At 43.4% G+C, this 18,927-nt stretch carries 17 protein-coding genes; 6 read left to right on the top strand and 11 right to left on the bottom strand.

What is annotated here, in order from left to right; translation table 11 throughout:
• Positions 1-96: 96 nt before the first annotated feature.
• Positions 97-570, bottom strand: a complete 474-nt coding sequence (locus QR721_RS13255; protein ID WP_348027768.1) for a divergent PAP2 family protein — start codon at positions 568-570, stop codon at positions 97-99.
• Positions 571-727: 157 nt separating this feature from the next.
• Here QR721_RS13255 and QR721_RS13250 point away from each other — a divergent pair, with 157 nt between their 5' ends.
• The 3 genes from QR721_RS13250 (at position 728) to QR721_RS13240 (ending at position 4,380) form a co-directional block, all read left to right on the top strand.
• Positions 728-1,678, top strand: coding sequence for an arginine deiminase family protein (locus QR721_RS13250; RefSeq protein WP_348027766.1), 951 nt, complete (start codon positions 728-730; stop codon positions 1,676-1,678).
• Between the two features lie 160 nt (positions 1,679-1,838).
• Positions 1,839-3,452, top strand: coding sequence for a histidine kinase N-terminal 7TM domain-containing diguanylate cyclase (locus tag QR721_RS13245; protein ID WP_348027764.1), 1,614 nt, complete (start codon positions 1,839-1,841; stop codon positions 3,450-3,452).
• Between the two features lie 148 nt (positions 3,453-3,600).
• Entirely contained in the window at positions 3,601-4,380 is a 780-nt protein-coding gene (locus QR721_RS13240) for an alpha/beta hydrolase (protein ID WP_348027762.1), read from the top strand.
• A gap of 103 nt (positions 4,381-4,483) precedes the next feature.
• On the opposite strand, the gene QR721_RS13235 is transcribed toward QR721_RS13240, so the two are convergent.
• Positions 4,484-5,335, bottom strand: a complete 852-nt coding sequence (locus tag QR721_RS13235) for a hypothetical protein (protein WP_348027760.1) — start codon at positions 5,333-5,335, stop codon at positions 4,484-4,486.
• A gap of 233 nt (positions 5,336-5,568) precedes the next feature.
• The gene (locus QR721_RS13230) at positions 5,569-6,153 is read right to left on the bottom strand and encodes a DUF2238 domain-containing protein (RefSeq protein ID WP_348027758.1); all 585 of its coding nucleotides are present in this window, start codon (positions 6,151-6,153) and stop codon (positions 5,569-5,571) included.
• Positions 6,154-6,331: 178 nt separating this feature from the next.
• Between QR721_RS13230 and QR721_RS13225 the strand changes: the two genes are divergently transcribed.
• On the top strand, positions 6,332-7,522 hold the full coding sequence (locus QR721_RS13225) for a DUF4317 domain-containing protein (protein ID WP_348027756.1): 1,191 nt from the start codon (positions 6,332-6,334) through the stop codon (positions 7,520-7,522).
• Positions 7,523-7,682: 160 nt separating this feature from the next.
• Positions 7,683-9,293 carry a histidine kinase N-terminal 7TM domain-containing diguanylate cyclase gene (locus QR721_RS13220; protein ID WP_348027754.1) on the top strand — a complete coding sequence of 537 codons (1,611 nt, stop codon included), beginning with the start codon at positions 7,683-7,685 and terminating at the stop codon, positions 9,291-9,293.
• 22 nt (positions 9,294-9,315) lie between these two features.
• On the opposite strand, the gene QR721_RS13215 is transcribed toward QR721_RS13220, so the two are convergent.
• The 8 genes from QR721_RS13215 to QR721_RS13180 form a co-directional block, all read right to left on the bottom strand.
• On the bottom strand, positions 9,316-10,698 hold the full coding sequence (locus QR721_RS13215; protein WP_348029847.1) for a DHA2 family efflux MFS transporter permease subunit: 1,383 nt from the start codon (positions 10,696-10,698) through the stop codon (positions 9,316-9,318).
• A 38-nt stretch (positions 10,699-10,736) separates the two neighbouring features.
• The gene (locus QR721_RS13210; RefSeq protein ID WP_348027752.1) at positions 10,737-11,294 is read right to left on the bottom strand and encodes a TetR/AcrR family transcriptional regulator; all 558 of its coding nucleotides are present in this window, start codon (positions 11,292-11,294) and stop codon (positions 10,737-10,739) included.
• A gap of 164 nt (positions 11,295-11,458) precedes the next feature.
• Positions 11,459-11,623 (bottom strand): hypothetical protein, encoded by a 165-nt coding sequence (locus tag QR721_RS13205; protein WP_348027750.1) that lies wholly within the window; start codon positions 11,621-11,623, stop codon positions 11,459-11,461.
• Positions 11,624-11,727: 104 nt separating this feature from the next.
• Entirely contained in the window at positions 11,728-13,128 is a 1,401-nt protein-coding gene (gene gnd, locus QR721_RS13200; protein ID WP_348027749.1) for a decarboxylating NADP(+)-dependent phosphogluconate dehydrogenase, read from the bottom strand.
• A gap of 26 nt (positions 13,129-13,154) precedes the next feature.
• Positions 13,155-14,501: a GntP family permease gene (locus QR721_RS13195; protein ID WP_348027747.1), complete on the bottom strand. Its 1,347-nt coding sequence runs from the start codon at positions 14,499-14,501 to the stop codon at positions 13,155-13,157.
• Positions 14,501-16,054 (bottom strand): gluconokinase, encoded by a 1,554-nt coding sequence (gene gntK, locus QR721_RS13190; protein ID WP_348027745.1) that lies wholly within the window; start codon positions 16,052-16,054, stop codon positions 14,501-14,503. The genes QR721_RS13195 and gntK overlap by 1 nt, the downstream gene beginning before the upstream one ends.
• The gene (locus QR721_RS13185; RefSeq protein WP_348027743.1) at positions 16,047-16,778 is read right to left on the bottom strand and encodes a GntR family transcriptional regulator; all 732 of its coding nucleotides are present in this window, start codon (positions 16,776-16,778) and stop codon (positions 16,047-16,049) included. The genes gntK and QR721_RS13185 overlap by 8 nt, the downstream gene beginning before the upstream one ends.
• Before the next feature lie 166 nt (positions 16,779-16,944).
• Positions 16,945-17,112 (bottom strand): hypothetical protein, encoded by a 168-nt coding sequence (locus QR721_RS13180; RefSeq protein ID WP_348027741.1) that lies wholly within the window; start codon positions 17,110-17,112, stop codon positions 16,945-16,947.
• Between the two features lie 223 nt (positions 17,113-17,335).
• Here QR721_RS13180 and QR721_RS13175 point away from each other — a divergent pair, with 223 nt between their 5' ends.
• Positions 17,336-18,817 (top strand): malate:quinone oxidoreductase, encoded by a 1,482-nt coding sequence (locus QR721_RS13175; protein WP_348027738.1) that lies wholly within the window; start codon positions 17,336-17,338, stop codon positions 18,815-18,817.
• Positions 18,818-18,927 lie beyond the last annotated feature (110 nt).

Genomic DNA, 18,927 nt, shown 5'->3' with positions numbered 1-18,927 from the left:
TTTAGTTTAGTACGAGTAACATGCAAGAGCAATTAGTTTTCTGAAAAACAGAAACAAAAAAACGCACTAGGTCAGTGTGACCTAGTGCGTTTTTAGCTACATACCTCTATTTTCAAACTTCGCTGATAAGAATCCGAGTGCTGACCCGAGCAGAGCGCCCCCGAGAACTTCCAGTGGTTGATGTCCCAGTATTTCCTTCAAGTCCTTTTCCTTAGCTACATAATCAAGACTCGGGAACTCCCCTGATAAGATAGCAAACTTGTCCTCCAATTCGTTGACGAGCTGGGCGATTTCCCCCGTATGGCGACGGATTCCCTGTGCATCATACATGACAATTACACCGAATATGGTTGCTAAAGCTGTTTCTGTATGCCTTGATCCTTTATTTGCTGCGATGTACGTTGCAAGTGCAGCAACGCCTGCTGAATGTGAGCTCGGCATACCGCCGGTTGTTGCCAACTGTCCGATGTCCCATTCACCCGTCATCCGTTTATGAGATAGAATTTTAAGTGCTTGAGCAATACCAATTGAAGACAATGCTGTTATGACGCCTCTATTCATCTTGTCCATTATTGGACCTCCATTCATGAGCGGTCTACCCTTTTAGATAACCTCATTGGCCCTTTTCTATGCATAGAGATGAAAATACCTTTCTGAAAGCAGCTCTTTTACATAACTTCTCTTCAAAAAGGGATAATACTTATATTCAATAGGAAGGACGATTTGCATGCCATACAATATCCAACCAGAAGTCTGGTCTGAACACGGAGAGCTGGAGATTGTGTTCCTTTGCGCGCCGCCGATTATTAATATTTCACATTCCCAGACACTTGAAGATGTCAGATGGGATTCGAAAGTCAGCCATGAGAAAGCATATGAGAATTTCGAGGCATTTAAGGAAGTGTTCCGGGATGCGGGGGTACAAATAATTGATTATGCCGAGCATCTTTCTCCTGAAGATCTTAAACTCAGTGATCAGCTGATCAACCGCCATTTTGTCAGAGATCTTGCTTGTGTGATGGGAAATACCATTTTGCCAGGAGAAGCAGGCACATTTGCACGACGTCCAGAGTACTTGCATGCACATCTGCTGATGAAAGATTGGTTCCCGGAAGAGAAGTTCCTCATTCATGAAAATGATGATCTCAAAGCGCTTGAATGTGGAGATATCATGCCGTTAAATCGGAATATTGTTCTAATTAATATTGGTTTGCGCACGAGCTTAGAAAGTGTTATTAAAATAAAAGAACGTATATACGAAGCTGGTTTTTCAGAAATTGCTCTAATTAGTCTCCCACGCAGAATGGATACACTCCATCTTGATATGGCACTCAATGTTGCCAATCCAGATCTAATTGTGGCCAAACATTTCATTCAGCATCTGCCGGTTCAAGTGCTGACAGAGAAGGAATCACGTTATGAGATGTCAGGAGAGTTCTTCAAGCGTCATGGTTTTGAAGCACATTGGTTGGAAAAATACGATACTGTACCTGATATTAATTTCATCCACCTTGATCCAGAAACATTACTTATGAGCAAGCACGCAAATCATAAGATGCTCAAGTCCCATCCTAAAATGAAGAATAAGCGTATTGTTGAAGTAGACGTATCCGAACTGGAGAAAACAGGAGGAGGCATTCGCTGTATGACATTGCCGCTTAGAAGAAAAGACTGTTGAGAAAGTCTCAACAGTCTTTTTTGTATGTCATTCAAACACTTCTGCACCAAATTTGGTTAAAACAACATAAAATTAATACATAAGTCCCGTCTTTTCTTACCTAATTCATAAATAGTATGCTAAATTAAGTTGAAAAAATAATTCGAAGGAAGGTACAGCTGTGACTTCACATCTGACTGCCTATATAGCACTTGTTTGTACTTCCGGGGTATTGAATGCTTACCTGCTTTTTAGAGTGTTGAAAAGACGATATCTGTATGAAGACATTGCACGGTTTTTTATCGCATATTCCATTGCGACAACAATCTATTGTTTCGGTTCGGCCTTTGGTTTGATGGCTACTTCACTTGAGGCTGTTAAATTCTGGACAGTCATACAATATGTTGGGATGCCGTTTGCACCGCCGCTTGGTCTGCTATTCATTATGAAGTATCTTGGGCAGCGTATTACAAAAGCAAAGGTAGTCGCATTTCTCGCCATTCCTTCTATTACATTGATCATGGTGATAACGAATCCGCTCCACCACTTATATTATCGTGTTTTTGAAATCGATCCGCTTCTTGGAATGCCTTATGTTCACCAAGAGATAGGGATTTGGTATATGGTGCATGGAGTTTTCATCTTTTCCTGCATGTTTGTCGCCTTTTTCCTTGTTGTCTCACAATGGAGAGAAACATCGGGAGTTTATCGGATGCAGCTGTTTTCCTTGATGTGGAGTCAGCTTGTCCCTATGTTGACGGCCTTTTTGTATTTGATTGGTCTAACGCCGCCAGGAATTGACCTGGTACCAATGGTGTTGTGGGTTGTGACTTTGCTGTTTCTATGGGCCATTAATACGTCTGAATTATTCAAGATCATTCCAGTCGCCAAGGATACGATCTTTCATAGTATTGATGACGGAGTTGTAGTGCTCGATCAGACTTCACGTGTAGTCGAATTTAATGAAGCCTTTAGTCATATGTTTCTATCTTTTAGTGGACCTGTTTATGGGAAAACAATTGATGAAGTATGGTTGGAGCTTTGTAAAGAGAGGTTTCCTTTAAAGTCGGGGACCCAGCTGTTTACGTGGAGTGGAAGGGCCGATTTTGACTTAACTGAGCGCACGTTTCAAGTCCGCGTTTCATCATTGCGTCAAAAAGAAGAAGGTATGAAAGGTACACTCATCATTATTAGAGATATAACAGAAATGAATAGACTACATGAGAAGCTGGAGCATCAGGCTTATTATGATGAATTGACCCAAGTGTATAACCGCCGTGCTTTCTTTGAAAAGTGTGAAGAGTTATTGGCCAATATGAATCCGAAGCGCCATAACTTCAGTGTAGTACTCTTTGATATCGATCATTTCAAAAGTGTTAATGACATGCACGGTCATCATGCAGGTGATGAGGCGCTTGTTCATGTGGCACAAATCTGCAAGTCGGTTCTGGACGAGGATATGTTATTTGCACGATATGGCGGTGAGGAATTTGTGTGTGCGATGGTAGGAAAGACTGAGCTGGAGGCTGGTGCAGTAGCGGATAAATTGCGTTTAGCTGTTGAATCACAGCCATTTACAGTTAACGATAATGAAATACCGGTTACGTTGAGTGGAGGAGTGACAACAATTGAATTGGCTGGTGAAGTGGACATAAAGGATTTGTCGCAACTGTTGAATAAAGCGGATGCCGCCCTGTACGAGGCGAAGAGAAACGGAAGGAACCAAATTTCTTCATCTGCGGGTCAAATTGACGTTCGACAAATAAGCAATAGAAGTGCTGGCAACTTGGTCTAAGAATCTATAAGGCGCTGTACATGTAAAGAATGTGCAGTGCTTTTTATTTTTTGTTTGAAAATTTCATGGAATCCTTATAAACTTATTGAAAACCTATATTTAAAATGGTTTACAATTATATATGTCAAAAGTGTTTAAAGGAGAAACCATGGAAAAGACAATTTCAGCATATACAATTCCATATACTGAACAGTGGGAAATGGAATCGGAAACAGGGCGTTTGTATCGGATTTCGATGTTTGTCCCTAATGCTCCGATTCCAGAAGAAGGATTTCCGGTCATGTATGTATTGGATGGCAATGCCATTTTTTCTTCTGTCGTTGAAGCTGCAAGACTGCAGTCTTATGCTTCTGAGGCGGCTGAACCGGCAGTGATTGTAGGTATTGGTTATCCAACAGATGAGCCTTACGATTACGCAGCAAGGTCCTGGGACTACACATCAGCAGATTCGAAAAAAGGTGCTGGTGGTGCGGACGCATTTCTTTATTTCCTTGAGCGGGATTTGAAGCCTTCAGTTGAAAGTAAAACTTCGATCAACATCGGAAAAGCAGGACTGTTTGGACACGGCTTAGGCGGATTATTCACTTTGTATGCGCTACTACATAAGCCTGAACTATTTGATACATATATTGCGGGGAGCCCGGAAATCGGACGAGATAACCGTCACTTGGTTTCATTGGAAGAAGACCTCTATAATCAACTTCGGGAATGGGAGGAAGTAGGCAACTTGCAATTCAAGTCTTTGCTGCTTGGGGTTGGCGCTGCAGAAGATGCTGATGTAATTGAAGAAGTGAGACAAATGCATATTCGCCTTTTTGACTGGCAATTGTCGAATTTTGAAGTGGATTTGCGAATTTTCCTGGAAGAAGGACACATTACTATGCTGCACCCGCTCATTAGCCGGGGAATGGCGCATTTTCTACAATAGAGTGATTGGTGGAACAGCTGCTTTTTAAAAGCGGCTGTTCTTTTATTATTTGTCTTTGCAAATGAAGAAAAGACCAGGCATGCCTGGTCTAATTGGATGAAATTTATTTCAGATTCACGGTGAATTCAAAAGGATCAAATTGGATATCAAAGTTGTATCTGCCAGGATTTACTTCGAACTTGGCTGTTGTCACACTTTGTTCGATTGCAGGGAAAACGAGCACACCTTCCGATTTTTCACCGGGTTTCAATTCTGCCTGGAATTCCGGTAACTCCATATGATCTCTATGTTTTGAGAGCTCTAGTTCTTTTCCTCCAACTGTCATTTTGGAGAAATCCAACTTACTGTCAACTTCAACTTTGGATTCGTTATTAACTGTCAAATATAGGCGTGTCTGTTCATCTGCGATCTCTAATTTCTGCAAACTCACTTTCAAGCCTTTATGGTCTTCCTTTTGATCCAACTTTATTTCCCTTTTAGTTGGGGCGAACGCTTCTTTGAAATCAACCTTTTTTGTTGAAGAGGCCTTGATAGCCAGCTCATCTACAGATTGCTTCTCACCGTCTTCATCGGTGTATTCGTCGACGATTGTTCCTTTAATCTGTACGTAATCGCCTTCTTTCAGTTTGTCCGTTTTTACTTCAACCATAGCCTCACTACTTGGATCTGTGTAGTCGTAATTAAGCATGATAAGGGCTTGACCTTTACCTACGTTTATATCTGTTATTTTACCGCTTAATTCTGCGGTGTAGTTTGCATACTTTTTGAAGTTCTCTGGTAGTTTCTTGTAGTCTTCTTCTTTTAATGTTCCTCTAGTTTTGCCGCTTTCCTCTGCTTTTGCTTCTTGCTTTACCTCTGAGTCGTCACGTTTGTTTTCTTCTGTTTTTCCGTTGCTGCATCCTGTTACTAATAGAATGGTTGTTACAAATATAAGTGCCCCAAATAACTTCTTCACTATGTAGACCCCTCCATGTTAACTGTTTGGTCCAACTTGAAGTTGGACAACCCAGATTCTTACATTATTTTAACATGGAGGAATTAAAAAACCCATGCACCGAAGGACACGGATGTTTGCTAGTCAATAAGCAGTAATTTAAAGGTATCAAGCATAGGCTTTTCATCAAAAATATGATTAATTACTTTTTTTCTACTCCAAATAGCATAAGCTGAGCTCTTCAAAAAAGGTGATCAGTTCCGATGTGAATTATCAGAGCTAACCCGCGCTCGAATTCCAGCGTAAGAGGCAACAATCAGGCCGCCGATAACTCCGGCAATCATATCCGTCATCGTGTCAAAGTTACCTCCGCCTTGCATGGTTGTAGCAAAAAATTGGTCACCGCTGAACTCATAAATCTCCCAGAGCACAGCTCCTAAGGCGGAAAAGCTTAGAATGAACAGGAACTTCGCGATAGGCACGGTCATTTTCTCTAATGAGCGGAAAAAATGTTCGAAAGTTGCTTTAGCAATGAAGGCAAGCATGAGACCGCTTATGAAATGAATAAAAGTATCCCACCAACCAAGCCCATACCAGTGCCTGATTGTGCCAAGATACTGTGAACTGAATAGAAAGGCGATATATGAGATGTTCATGAGGCTGCTAAACGGGGTTCTCGTCCACTTCACCAGGATGGCGGGAATAAGTCCGAGTACAACTCCAGAGCCTGCGACGAGCATACTTTTTACCTGATCTTCAGCCTGAGAGAATTGAAGTGCGAGGTAGGCCATGAACAACGAGTAGGCTAGACAAAAAACTATGGAGAATTTTTGCTTCATTTGATCACCTCCTATATATTTTGATGCTAAAATGCATATCTATTCCATTTTCTTTATTTTCGCACCGGCAAATGCCTCATTAATGAATAAGCGGTTTCCGACAAGTTTCTCCGTCAAGTGCTGGTATAATTAGTAGTACAGAAAGAACTGAGTTAATGGCCAAGGAGAGGATTTACATATGAACAAGAAGGATATTGCAGCAATTCGCAGGCAGTTTAAGGTGGATAATGATCTGCTAACGATTTCACATATATTCAATGTATACATTAGGAAAGAAAGCAGTGAGATTTATCATGAGGAGATCCGACCTTTTCAAGTACTGGAGCGGGAGCAGCAGGAACTGTTTTTGACAAACTTCAAAAAAGTGCTGACAGGAAAACCGGATGTGAAGCTGTTCGATGTGAAGTTTGAGCGTGAGCCGGATACTTATACTGAGAATCACGCGCAGGATCTCCTTTTCGAAGGACTGCAGGCGGATGAGGCGGAAGATTGGAAGGAAGCAATGTTAGACCTTGCAGAGAAGATGGTCAAGGACAGGCAGTATGACAAAGACCTCGTTGTTACGTTCATCCGGGGAGAATTTTTCAAGCCGACGAAGAAGCACGGGGGCGACGCAGAAATCGAGGAACGTGATGAAGTGTTCACCCACAAATTCGTCCTCTGCAGTCTTAATGTAACTGAAGAGCCGAAGAAGGCGATTGCTTTTGATTATATAGAGAAGGCATTCAAGTCAAATGTCATTGTGGATCCAATCATTAATCTGGCATCTCCAATTGGCGGTTTCCTGTATCCTTCTTTCACGGATAGTGCATCAGACGTGAATCACGTTCTCTATGCCGCTGGCAAGCCTAATCAGCCAGATGTCCATTTTATTGAAGAGGTACTGAACGGCTCAGATATCATTACAGCACAGGAAGACAAGGCTGTGTTTGAGGAGATTGTAAAGCAAGTGGCAGGAGATGAACTGGATACACCGACCATCTCAAATGTCTATGAGGAAATCAATCGCCTGATGGAAGATGAAGAAGACGATGAGGAACAAATACAGACACTTGATTCGAGAACAGTGGAGAAGGTGCTCAGAGCAAGCGGAATTGCCGATGTTGATACGGAGAAGGTCCAAGCAGCATTTCAGACTGTTATTGACGATGAGAAATATGAGCTGAAAGCGAGCAACGTTGTACCGAATTACAATACGAAGTCGATTAAAATCAAAACAAAGGTAGCGGATATTGCAATCAGCCCACAGGATTTGAGATACGTCCGTCAAATCAATTTCAATGGCAGGAGATGCCTGCTTATTGAGGTAGAGGAAGATACGATGATTGAAGGGTTTAAACTGATAGAAGAAGAGACGTTGCGAATTTAAGAGGGATAGGACACTTGGCTGGGAATGCCATGTGTCCGTTTTTCTATAATATTTTCGATGAAATTACATGACCTTCTGATGAATTTTTGACACATATAAGTGTCATGACACTGTTAAATAAGTGTTATAATAGACCTATATGAACTGCGGGAGTGTTACTATGAACTCACCATTGTATCCCCATCTCATCATGATTGATTTGTCGGGTATCATTTCTTTTATTCTTGCAGTATATGTTTTCTTGATGCGAAAGAAATTTAACGGGGCAACGTTTTTCATCATACTATCCAGCTGTATAGCGGTTTATTCTGTTGGCCATGTTTTTGAACTGCTTAGTAATCAGATGCCGGAGATGCTGTTTTGGATCAAGGTACAATATGCCGCATTACCTTTCATTCCACCACTTATACTCATTCAGGTCATTCGTCATTTTGGTCTTTTTCAGTCAATATCCCGCAATTCTTATCAGCTGTTGTTTGTCGTTCCGCTTTTGACGACCTTGGCTTGCTGGACGAATAACTATCATCACTTATTGCATAGAACTGTTGCTATGGATAAGACATACATCTTATCTCTGTTCCTCTTTACACCAGGGCCTTGGTATGCGATGCATGCAGCTTACTCAGTAACTTGTATGATTGTGGCTTTATGCCTTCTTGTTTGGCGAGGTCTTACTATAAGAAAAACTTATCGGAAACAGATTTTTCTATTCGTAATTGCTATTGTCCTTCCAATGGCAGTCTATACTATGTATTTGACAGGTCAATTAAGGTATCCAATTGAACCGATACCAATAACTCTTGGCGTTTCCACTCTGCTTGTATTCTGGGGAATGTTCTCGTCTCGCCTGTTTGAGTTGGTTCCTTTGGCGAAGGAACGTGTATTCCAGAGTATGCCTGATGGTGTCGTTGTAATAGATGCCAATAACCGAATTGTCGATTTTAACACGTCTGCCTGCGATATATTGACGCATCTTGAAGAAGGGGCGATTGGGCATGATTTCCGTTCCTATTGGTGCTCTTATAAACTGATGGATTCAGAACCTGTCCACCAAAATTTTGAGTGGCATGAGCAGATTGTTAGTAAATACTTCCAGGTACTCATCGTGCCGCTTTTTCAAAATAAGCACTATGTCGGCAAGACAATTACAATGCGTGATATCACAACACAGAAGCTGATGGAAGAGGAGTTAAAGAGACTAGCCTATACGGATGTGCTCACGAACATCTCCAATCGTGCATATCTGTTGAAGAAGAGTGAGACACAGCTTAACCTTATTAAGGAAAATGGCGGGAATTTTTCTTGCATTCTGTTCGATATCGATCATTTCAAGGATATTAATGACACGTATGGACATGAAAAGGGAGACGAAGCACTGATCCATATTGTAGAAACGATACGTTCTGAGCTTACGCCGGATATGATTTTCGGGCGATATGGAGGAGAAGAGTTTGTTGTCAGCCTGCCGGGAACGGATTTGGAAGAGGCCTCCAAGTATGCGGAATTGCTTCGTAAAGCAATCGAAAGCAGTCCACTCGAGATGGATGACTTAATCATCAGACTTACAGCAAGCTTTGGAGTCGCTGCGTTGGATGGGCAAACTTCTACAATGAAGGAGCTTCTACGAAAGGCAGACCAGGCATTGTATGCTGTAAAGGCTGGCGGAAGAAATGCTGTTTTTCTAGCTGTCGATAATACCATTTGGCATTATGACCCTGCTGAAGAGATGAATAAGAATATAGAAAAAACCCCTGTACCTGAGCGATTCTGAGTCGATCTGGTACAGGGTTTTTTCATCCTGCTCGTTTTTCCGTTTGGACAGTTTGCTGTGTATCTCTCAAAAATAGTGAAAGCACGATATTCAAAATGGACAAACCGAGACTGAGTGCAAATGCGAATGCAACGCCATCAGCTGTTGCTACCGAAAGCGATGCCCCATTAGAAAGAGAGGAGGCTTGCTGGGAAGCAAAGATGGAGACCATGACGGCAATACCGACTGCACCAGAGACTTGCTGAGAAGTTTGTGTGATGGCAATACCGTCCGGATAGTACTGTTTTGGCAAGGCATTCAAAGTGTTCGTTTGCACTGATGGCAGGACCATACCAATGCCAATATTCATAATGATATGAGTCATGACTATCATCCAGATTGCGGTGCCAGTGCCATATTGAGAATAGAGGACATACCCGACGACGACTAGAATTGTACCTGGTGTAATAAGGACACGGGGTCCATATTTATCAAACATTTTCCCAATAACAGGTGCAAGCAAGCAGGACAATATACTGCCGGGGAGCAGAGTTAGGCCCGTTACGAATGGCGATACTTTGAGTGACAGCTGCATGAACATTGGCAAAAGGACTAGCATCGAGAGCATGCTCAGGAATGTAATGATATTCATGGTTAGCCCAAGGGAAAATTGCTTGAACCGGAAAGCATGCAAGTTCAGTATAGGAGACTCCATCATTTTTTGGCGGATTGCGAATAGAACGAGCCCGAGGATACCTACGATAATGGAGGTGATAACAAAGGGATCAGTCCAGCCTCTTTCACCGCCACTACTGAATCCGAAAACAACACTGCCGAAACCGATTGTTGACAATGCAACGGAAAGGAAATCAATGGAGATATCTCTCGTTTCATTGACATTCGGAATGAAGAAAGAACCGAATACTAGCGAGAAAAGCAGGAAAGGCATTGTGGTCCAGAAAATCCAGTGCCAAGACATGGTGTCGAGTATAAGGCCTGCCAGAGTAGGGCCGAATGCAGGACCTGCCAGGATGACGAGTCCCATAATTCCCATTGCGCCACCTCGCTTCTCTGGCGGGAAGATGGTGAAGATAACATTTTGTGTGAGAGGTAGAACGATTGCGAGTCCAGCTGCCTGGATGACTCGGGCAGCAAGCAAAATACCGAATGCTGGAGCGAGCGCTGCAAGTGTTGTACCAATAATAGATAGGATAAGGGAAGTCAGGAACATCTGACGGGTTGTAAATTTCTTCATGAGTATACCAGTTACGGGCACAAGTATTCCAAGCGTAAGAAAGTAGCCAGTAGCGAGCCATTGTATTGTTGTTGGGCTGACATTAAAAATATTCCCTAGTTTACCAAGGGCAATGTTAAGAGCTGTTTCACTGAAAAGTCCGACAAACCCAGCTATGAGAAGCGCGGTCATAATCGGGCCAGTTTTGAATTGTCTAGTCACGTTTTGTATCAGTCCTTTAATAGTCTGGGTAAAATAGCGTTGATATTGCTGAGTGGTAATGTTGAATCTTTAGCGAGACATAATGTCATTGCACCTTCGATAGAAACTGTCATGAAAAGTGACAAAGATGCTGCTTCTTCTTCCGGATAACCGTCATTCAGCAGTTTTTTAAAATAGATTTTTTGAATCTCTTCATAAAGTGCAGTGCATGCATTACGTACAGGCTCGCTTAAAGAGCTGATCTCACTGACAATACTGCTAAAAGTATAGCCTGCAATTTTGTTCCCTGAATCGAGTTCGGCTGTTAGCTTATCCACTAAGGTCTTTGTTGCGGTGAGCGTAGAAGAGTGCTGTTGAAAAATCATATCAATATCTGTCGTGATCTCCTCTTGCATGGATTGCAAACAAGAGATTAGCAGTTCCTCTTTACCATTAGGAAAGTGATGGTAAAGTGCCCCTTTCGTAATTTCGCATTCTTTTAATATCTCATTGAGTCCGACACCTTTATAACCCTTTTGCTGAAAGAGATTTTTTGCCTCTTCAATGAGTAGCGCTTTCGTATCCAATACTGTATTCTCCTTTCCATACCGACTGGTCTGTATAACTATAGCAGAAAAAATAGATGTGATGTAAGTGTTTTTTAATTACCATCCATCACATCATCATTTATAAATTCTGCTAGAGATTGCATTTCTCGTATAACCACTCAAACGATACAATGTTATCTATTTCAATGTTTCCTTTTCTCGACATAAATCCAGGCATAATACACAATCCAGAATATTAAAGGGACAAACAGGACATATGAACGTTGACTCTCTGGAAGAAAGAATAGCAATACCAAGCCAATCAGCACTGTAGGAACGAGAAGAATCAGGTACTTCTTTGTATGCATGATTTTCACCTCTTTCGATGAAAGCGAATTCAGAACATACTAGGATTATAATATGAAAAGGCCCAGGATGCAGTGATTACTCTGCCTCCCGGGCCTTTTTCATTTTACCAGTCTGTATGGAACACGCCTTCACGGTCATTCCGTTCGTATGTGTGAGCACCAAAGTAATCGCGCTGTGCTTGCAGTAAGCTTGCACTTGAATTGGCTGTACGATAACTGTCGTAATAAGTGAGCGCTGTGCTTAATGATGGGAATGGGATTCCCGTCTGGACTGCTTCACAGACTACTTCGCGCAAACCTTTTTGATATTCTCGTGTTTTCTCCGCAAAGTACGGGGCAATCAGTAGATTATCAAGGTTAGGATTCTCTTCGTAAATCGCACTGATCGTATTCAGGAACTGAGCACGGATAATGCAGCCGCCACGGAAAATAAGAGCAATTTCCTTGAGTGGAAGATTCCAGTTATGAAGCTCCGATGTCGCTTTGTACTGAGTGAATCCTTGTGCATAGGCGCAGATTTTACCCATGTAGAGTGCCTGGCGTACGTATTCAATCCACGCCTTCTTATCGAGTGGCTCTACAGCGCTATCAGGTCCGTTCAAGATGGAAGAGGCTTTTACCCGTTGATCTTTTAAAGCAGAAATGTAGCGGGCGAATAGGGCCTCAGTAATGATCGAGTTGGCAATGCCATTATCGATTGCCTGGAGGCTTGTCCATTTGCCGGTACCTTTCTGTCCAGCTTTGTCCAGAATGAAGTCGATTAGCGGTTTGCCGGTTTCTTCATCTTTCTTGCGCAGAATGTTCTCTGTGATCTCAATTAGATAGCTCTGCAGCTCGCCTTCGTTCCAAGTTCCAAAGATATTAGCAATCTCCTCAACCGGAAGTGAAAGTCTTTGACGAAGGAACGTATAGGCTTCAGCGATAAGCTGCATATCAGCGTATTCAATTCCGTTATGAACCATTTTGACAAAGTGGCCGGAGCCTTCAGGACCGATGTACGTACAGCAAGGTATGCCGTCGACTTGGGCTGCAATTTTCGTTAGAATAGGAGCGGCTTTTTCATAATCTTCCTTGTCTCCACCCGGCATGATGGCGGGCCCGTGCAAGGCACCTTCAGCACCGCCGGAAACACCAATGCCTAGATAGCCGATTCCTTTTGTCTGAAGGTCATTGTACCGACGCTCTGTATCTTCATAATGAGAGTTGCCGCCATCCATGATAATATCACCAGATTCCAGATATGGTGTGAGCGACTCGATTACAGAATCAATCGGAGCACCAGCTGTTACCATGAGGAAGACTTTACGCGGCTTTTCAAGAGACTGGACGAACCTTTCCACATCATAATAAGGTTCGAGTGCAGCTTCACCGGCTTGGTTCATAAGCTTGTCTGTCAGGTCTCGCGTATAGTTGTAAACCGCGACTTTCTCGCCTTTAGAAGCCATGTTAAGTGCAATATTGCTTCCCATGACACCGAGTCCAATTACACCGATTGTATTCGGCATGTTTTCATCTCCTTCTTATAAAAAACTTAGACGAACAGGCTGATGAACAGGACGAATACGAGCCCGCAGACGGAAATGATCGTCTCCAGCAATGTCCATGTAGCGAACGTCTCTTTCATACTGAGATTGAAGTATTCTTTGAACATCCAGAAACCAGCATCGTTTACGTGTGATGCGATCAAGCTGCCGGCTCCTGTTGCCAGAACGACGAGAGCGAGATTCACATCCGTTTGCCCGAGAAGCGGGATGACAAGGCCAGCTGTCGTGAGAGCTGCTACCGTCGCAGAACCGAGTGAGATACGCAGGATCGCTGCGATGAGCCAGGCAAGCAGTATTGGTGACATCGAGCTTCCTTCAAACAGTTTGGCGACATAATCGCCGACACCGCCATCAATCAATACTTGCTTGAACGCGCCGCCTCCACCGATGATTAGAAGCATCATGCCGATGTTGGCAATTGCTGTCGAGCATGAATCCATAATATTTTGCATTGGGATGTTTCTTCTGATACCCATTGTATACACCGCGACGAGCAGGGATATGATCATTGCTGTTGAAGCATCACCGATGAATTCTACTATTTTGATAAAATGCCCTTCGTGGAAATTCATAGTTTTCTGCATCAATGAGATAATTGTTGCGATTGCCATAAGGATGACTGGCAACATTGCAGTGAAGACACTGATTCCAAATCCAGGAGTATCCTCAATTTTGAACGTTTTTTGTTCACCAAGTGAAGCGATATTGCCAACTCTTGTAAACGAGTCCGGAACGAGCTTTCTCGCAAGCTTTGTAAATAACGGACCAGCAATGATTACAGTTGGAATGGCAATAATAAAGCCATATAGCAACACTTCTCCAATATTTGCGCCGTATTCTCCAGCGATAACTGTAGGTCCTGGATGTGGCGGCAGGAAGCCATGCGTTACGGAGAGTGCTGTCGCCATCGGAATCCCAAGGAATAGAACGGATACTTTCAGCTCACGTGCGATTGCGAAAACAATCGGGATGAGCAGGACGAGACCAACTTCAAAGAACAGCGCGATGCCGATTATGAAGGATGCTACAACAACAGCCCACTGGATGCGCTTCTCGCCGAATTTATTAACAAGAGTCATGGCAATGCGCTGGGCACCGCCTGAGTCAGCAATCAATTTACCAAGCATGGCGCCAAGCCCAAAGATGAGTGCCAAGTGACCGAGTGTTCCACCGAGTCCGGTTTCAACAGTTTTTACAATGTTCTCCAGTGGCATGCCAAGCATGAGTGCCACAACGAATGAAACAATAAGCAAAGATATGAATGTATTCAATTTGAGTGCCATGATCAGAATGAGCAAAAGTATGATTCCGACCACAACGATAAGTAAAGGCATTATCTTTCCCCCTCGGGTATGTTTTTCAATTGTCTTTGATACTGGGCGATACGGGCATAATCATCCCCAAGTGCCTCAGTCAGATGAACGAAAATCGGCAGCAGTTTGTTATATTCTTGAACAGCGATTTCGTTCGGTTCATGCGTATGTGTCTCGCCAATCATGTCAGCGGCAACTTCAAATGAATCGATATGGCCAAGGGCATACAAGCCAAGGATGCAGGCACCGAGGCAGGAACTTTCGTAGCTTTCCGGAATGGAAACTTCAGATTCAAATACATCAGATAACATCTGACGCCATACAGAAGATCTGGCAAATCCACCAGTCGCCTGAATGCGTTTCACCGGCCCAGCCATGCACTCCATCAATGCCACATAGACTGTGTACAAGTTGTAAATAACACCTTCAAGAGCAGCGCGTACCATATGTTCTTTCTTATGAGAGAAAGTCAGACCAAAGAATGAGCCGCGTACATCCGGGTTCCATAAAGGCGCACGTTCTCCAGCCATATAAGGGTGGAATAGCAAGCCGTCAGAGCCGGGGCGTACACGTTCAGCGATTTTAGTAAGGACGTCATATGGATCGAGTCCAAGGCGCTTCGCTGTTTCTACTTCTGAAGCTGCCAGTTCGTCACGAATCCAGCGGAACACCATTCCCCCGCTGTTCACTGGTCCGCCGATGACCCAATGGTTCTCTGTTAAGCAATAGCAGAAAATCCGCCCTTTCTCGTCTGTCTGAGGCTTATCGATGATCGTACGAATTGCTCCGCTTGTACCGATCGTGACAGCAATCTCCCCTTCTCGGATTGCATTGACGCCAAGATTGGATAGAACGCCATCACTTGCCCCAATGACAAACGGGGTGGCAGGATCGATGCCGATTTGTCTTGCGAGTGTTTCATTGCAATTTGTAAAAGCGGCAGTAGTTGGCACAAGTTCCGAAAGTTGGTCCGGACTGATCCCAGCAATTTGCAGAGCTTCTTCGTCCCAGTCGAGTGTATGCAAATTCATCAAGCCTGTAGCCGAGGCAATAGATTGGTCAATGACATACCGGTCAAAGAATTGCTTGAAGATATATTCTTTGATACCTATGTACTTCTTGGTGTTGGTCGCAATCTCTGGAAGGTCATTGGAAATCCAGGCAATCTTGCATAACGGGGACATTGGGTGGTTCGGAGTCCCCGTTCTTTTGTAAACTTCATGGCCATTCAATTCTTCTTTGATTTTGCGCGTCCAATCTGCACTACGGTTGTCCGCCCAAGTAATGCATGGGGTGAGCGGCCGGTCATGCTCATCCATCGCCATGATGCTGTGCATGGCACTGCTGAATGAGATGAATAGCAGTTTCTTGTCCAAGTGGTTTTTCATAATATTGGTGATTGACTGAAGGACAGCCTGAAAGATTTCGTCCGGGTTCTGTACAGCAGTCGAAGCATCTGGTGTGTAGTGCGGATAGCCGACATTTTCCTTCTGGATGACATCGCCCTTCTCATTAAAGAGGACCGCTTTCGTGCTCGTCGTACCAATATCGACTCCCAGCATGAAGTTAGTCATTTTCCTGTTCGGCTCCTTTAATTAGCATTTGTTGCGATCTCCATAAGTCATCCACCTTGCCTTGTACATCGTCAAAGTTCTTATGGAGGGACTGGATCATGAGATCGCGGTCTTTCCTATCAATTGCTTCTATATAGAGAGCATGATTATCAACGATGCGTTCGAAGTCCTCATATTTCTCTTCAAAGCGTGAACGCATGGATAAGAGAATCAAGCTTTCCATTACTGGCTTCAGATTGTTCCAGATAATATTGATATAGGAATGGTCAATTGCCTGAATAATTGTTTCATGAAACTGAACATCTTGATGGGAGAATTCATCCGCATCATGATACTTAATTGCGACTTTCATCATTTCCAATGTCTTGTTAAGCGATTGGACGAGAGGAGTGACGTTTGTTTTTACAAGTCGCTCGAAGACAAATGTTTCGATTAATAGGCGGATATCGTACATTTCCTTGATTTCCTTCTCGGATAAACCAAGGACAATAGCACCCATACGCTCGAGACGAATCAGTTTCTCGGAAGCGAGTTGTTTTAAGGCTTCCCTGATTGGAGAGCGGCTAACCGCAAAGTCACCAGCAAGTTGATTCTCGGATAGGACTGCACCATGCTCAATAACCCCGGAAATGATGCGCATGCGAAGCTCCGCGGCAATTCTGGAGCCTGCAGAAGCTCGAGCAAGCCACTTTTCCGGATATAGAAAATGAATAGAATCGGTCATGAATATACCTCCAGATAAACAAGTACACTTGTATACAAGTTTAAATTTTAGTCTGAAATGTCGCTAAAGTAAATGGTCTGGCTTGTTGACAGAATATATGGAAAAGGCAGATGCAAAACAGGACATCCTGCAATCTTAGGATGCCCAGTTATTTTATATGGAACTATCAAGATTTTCGCTTCTCTTCATACACTTTTGAAATAGCCAAATTGGCGCCGAATTCCTCCCTAATGATCTTCCTCGCACCGGCAGCAGTTCTGGCATTTACCGGCATGACTTGCTTTACTCCGTCTTTCTCAAACTCCACGAGAAAGCACTTTGCTCCGCATCGCATCTGCTCGCCTCACTTCCTGAAGTTCTTTTCCTTATATTGTAGGTCAAACGGTAGTAAATAGGAAACGTTCGGGGTATCGACTTAGTGTAAAGGAATCGTATATAATTATCAGATAATGGTGTTTTTTATCGAAAAGGAATGACAGATTGTAATTTTTAATATGGATATATAAATGTGATGTGGCGAATAGGCGAATTTCAAATAAGGGATAAGGAAGATTTGAATGGATAACATGCTGGGGAAGACAGATGTAATTCTGATTGGTGCGGGAATCATGAGTGCGACATTAGGTGCCTTGCTTAAGGAATTGGCGCCAGGAATGGAAATCAAAGTGTTCGAGAAGCTGTCAAAGTCTGGGGACGAGAGCTCCAATGAGTGGAATAATGCAGGTACTGGGCACTCAGCTCTCTGTGAGATGAATTATACGACTGAGAATGCAGATGGTTCGGTTGACATTGAGAAGGCAATCAAAGTTAATGAACAGTTCCAAGTTTCAAGACAGTTCTGGTCCCATCTTGTAAGTACAGGTAAGATCGAGAAACCGCAAGAATTTATCCGGGCAATTCCACATATGAGTCTCGTTCAGGGAGAGGACAATATTGAATTCCTAAAAAAAAGATTCGCAGCGCTTACTGAGAATGCGCTGTTCAAGGGAATGGAATACTCAAATGAGCCGGAGAAGCTAAAGAAATGGTTTCCACTTATTATGGAAGGTCGGGATACAGCTGAGCCGATTGCCGCGACGAAAGTGGACTCGGGGACAGACGTGAACTTCGGAAGATTGACACGTCTTTTATTTGATGAGTTGGAGGAAAATGGGGTTAAGGTTGCCTACAATCAAGAAGTAAAAGACATTCGGCGCACGGCAGAAGGCAAATGGGAAGTGAAAGTGACAGACGATCAAAATGGAAAAATTGCTTGCCACTCCGCTGACTTTGTATTTATTGGTGGCGGCGGTGGAAGTCTGCCTTTGTTGCAGAAGACGCGGATTCCTGAGTCAAAGCGTATTGGCGGATTCCCAGTAAGCGGTCTGTTCATGGTATGTAAGAAGCCGGAAGTCGTCGAGAAGCATCATGCCAAAGTCTATGGTAAGGCGAAGGTTGGTGCTCCTCCTATGTCCGTACCTCACCTCGACACGAGGTACATTGACGGTAAGAAAGCCTTACTGTTCGGACCGTTTGCCGGCTTTTCTCCAAAGTTTTTGAAGACTGGTTCAAATCTGGATTTGTTCAAATCTGTGAAGCCGAACAATCTTCTTACAATGCTTGCAGCTGGCGTCAAGGAAATGTCTTTGACAAAATATTTGATCCAGCAAGTGCTGCTTTCCAATGAGAAGCGTATGGAAGCATTGCGGGAATTTGTCCCGGAAGCGAGAAGTGAGGATTGGCATATCGTTACAGCTGGACAGCGGGTTCAGGTCATCAAAGATACAAAGCATGGAGGAAAAGGCACGCTCCAATTCGGAACCGAGGTCATCACAAGCAAGGACGGATCAATTGCGGCTCTGCTCGGTGCTTCGCCTGGAGCGTCCACTGCTGTTCATGTCATGCTTGAAGTGCTGGAGAAATGTTTCCCTGAACGGATGAAAGAATGGGAACCGAAAGTGAAGGAAATGATACCGTCTTACGGAGTATCCCTTGCTGAGAAGCCGGAGCTTTTCCGCAAAGTACATGAAGATACGGCAAGAACCCTTAGGTTGAAATAATAGACGAGGTACCGACTGAGTAATCGGTACCTCATTTTTTTGCTCGTTTGGTAGGAGAGATGCTGAATAAAATAGGATAAGGTTACAATTCCGCAGAAAGAGAACCTAAT

Source organism: Aciduricibacillus chroicocephali, from assembly GCF_030762805.1.
GTDB classification, from domain to species: Bacteria; Bacillota; Bacilli; order Bacillales; family Amphibacillaceae; genus Aciduricibacillus; species Aciduricibacillus chroicocephali.
This window is presented reverse-complemented; position numbering and strand designations above follow the sequence as displayed.

Coding starts and splice junctions, on each gene's coding strand:
- QR721_RS13255 (WP_348027768.1), bottom strand. CDS start 570: ATGGACAAGATGAATAGAGGCGTCATAACAGCATTGTCTTCAATTGGT.
- QR721_RS13250 (WP_348027766.1), top strand. CDS start 728: ATGCCATACAATATCCAACCAGAAGTCTGGTCTGAACACGGAGAGCTG.
- QR721_RS13240 (WP_348027762.1), top strand. CDS start 3,601: ATGGAAAAGACAATTTCAGCATATACAATTCCATATACTGAACAGTGG.
- QR721_RS13230 (WP_348027758.1), bottom strand. CDS start 6,153: ATGAAGCAAAAATTCTCCATAGTTTTTTGTCTAGCCTACTCGTTGTTC.
- QR721_RS13225 (WP_348027756.1), top strand. CDS start 6,332: ATGAACAAGAAGGATATTGCAGCAATTCGCAGGCAGTTTAAGGTGGAT.
- QR721_RS13220 (WP_348027754.1), top strand. CDS start 7,683: ATGAACTCACCATTGTATCCCCATCTCATCATGATTGATTTGTCGGGT.
- QR721_RS13215 (WP_348029847.1), bottom strand. CDS start 10,698: ATGACCGCGCTTCTCATAGCTGGGTTTGTCGGACTTTTCAGTGAAACA.
- QR721_RS13205 (WP_348027750.1), bottom strand. CDS start 11,623: ATGCATACAAAGAAGTACCTGATTCTTCTCGTTCCTACAGTGCTGATT.
- gnd (WP_348027749.1), bottom strand. CDS start 13,128: ATGCCGAATACAATCGGTGTAATTGGACTCGGTGTCATGGGAAGCAAT.
- QR721_RS13195 (WP_348027747.1), bottom strand. CDS start 14,501: ATGCCTTTACTTATCGTTGTGGTCGGAATCATACTTTTGCTCATTCTG.
- gntK (WP_348027745.1), bottom strand. CDS start 16,054: ATGACTAACTTCATGCTGGGAGTCGATATTGGTACGACGAGCACGAAA.
- QR721_RS13185 (WP_348027743.1), bottom strand. CDS start 16,778: ATGACCGATTCTATTCATTTTCTATATCCGGAAAAGTGGCTTGCTCGA.
- QR721_RS13180 (WP_348027741.1), bottom strand. CDS start 17,112: ATGCGATGCGGAGCAAAGTGCTTTCTCGTGGAGTTTGAGAAAGACGGA.
- QR721_RS13175 (WP_348027738.1), top strand. CDS start 17,336: ATGGATAACATGCTGGGGAAGACAGATGTAATTCTGATTGGTGCGGGA.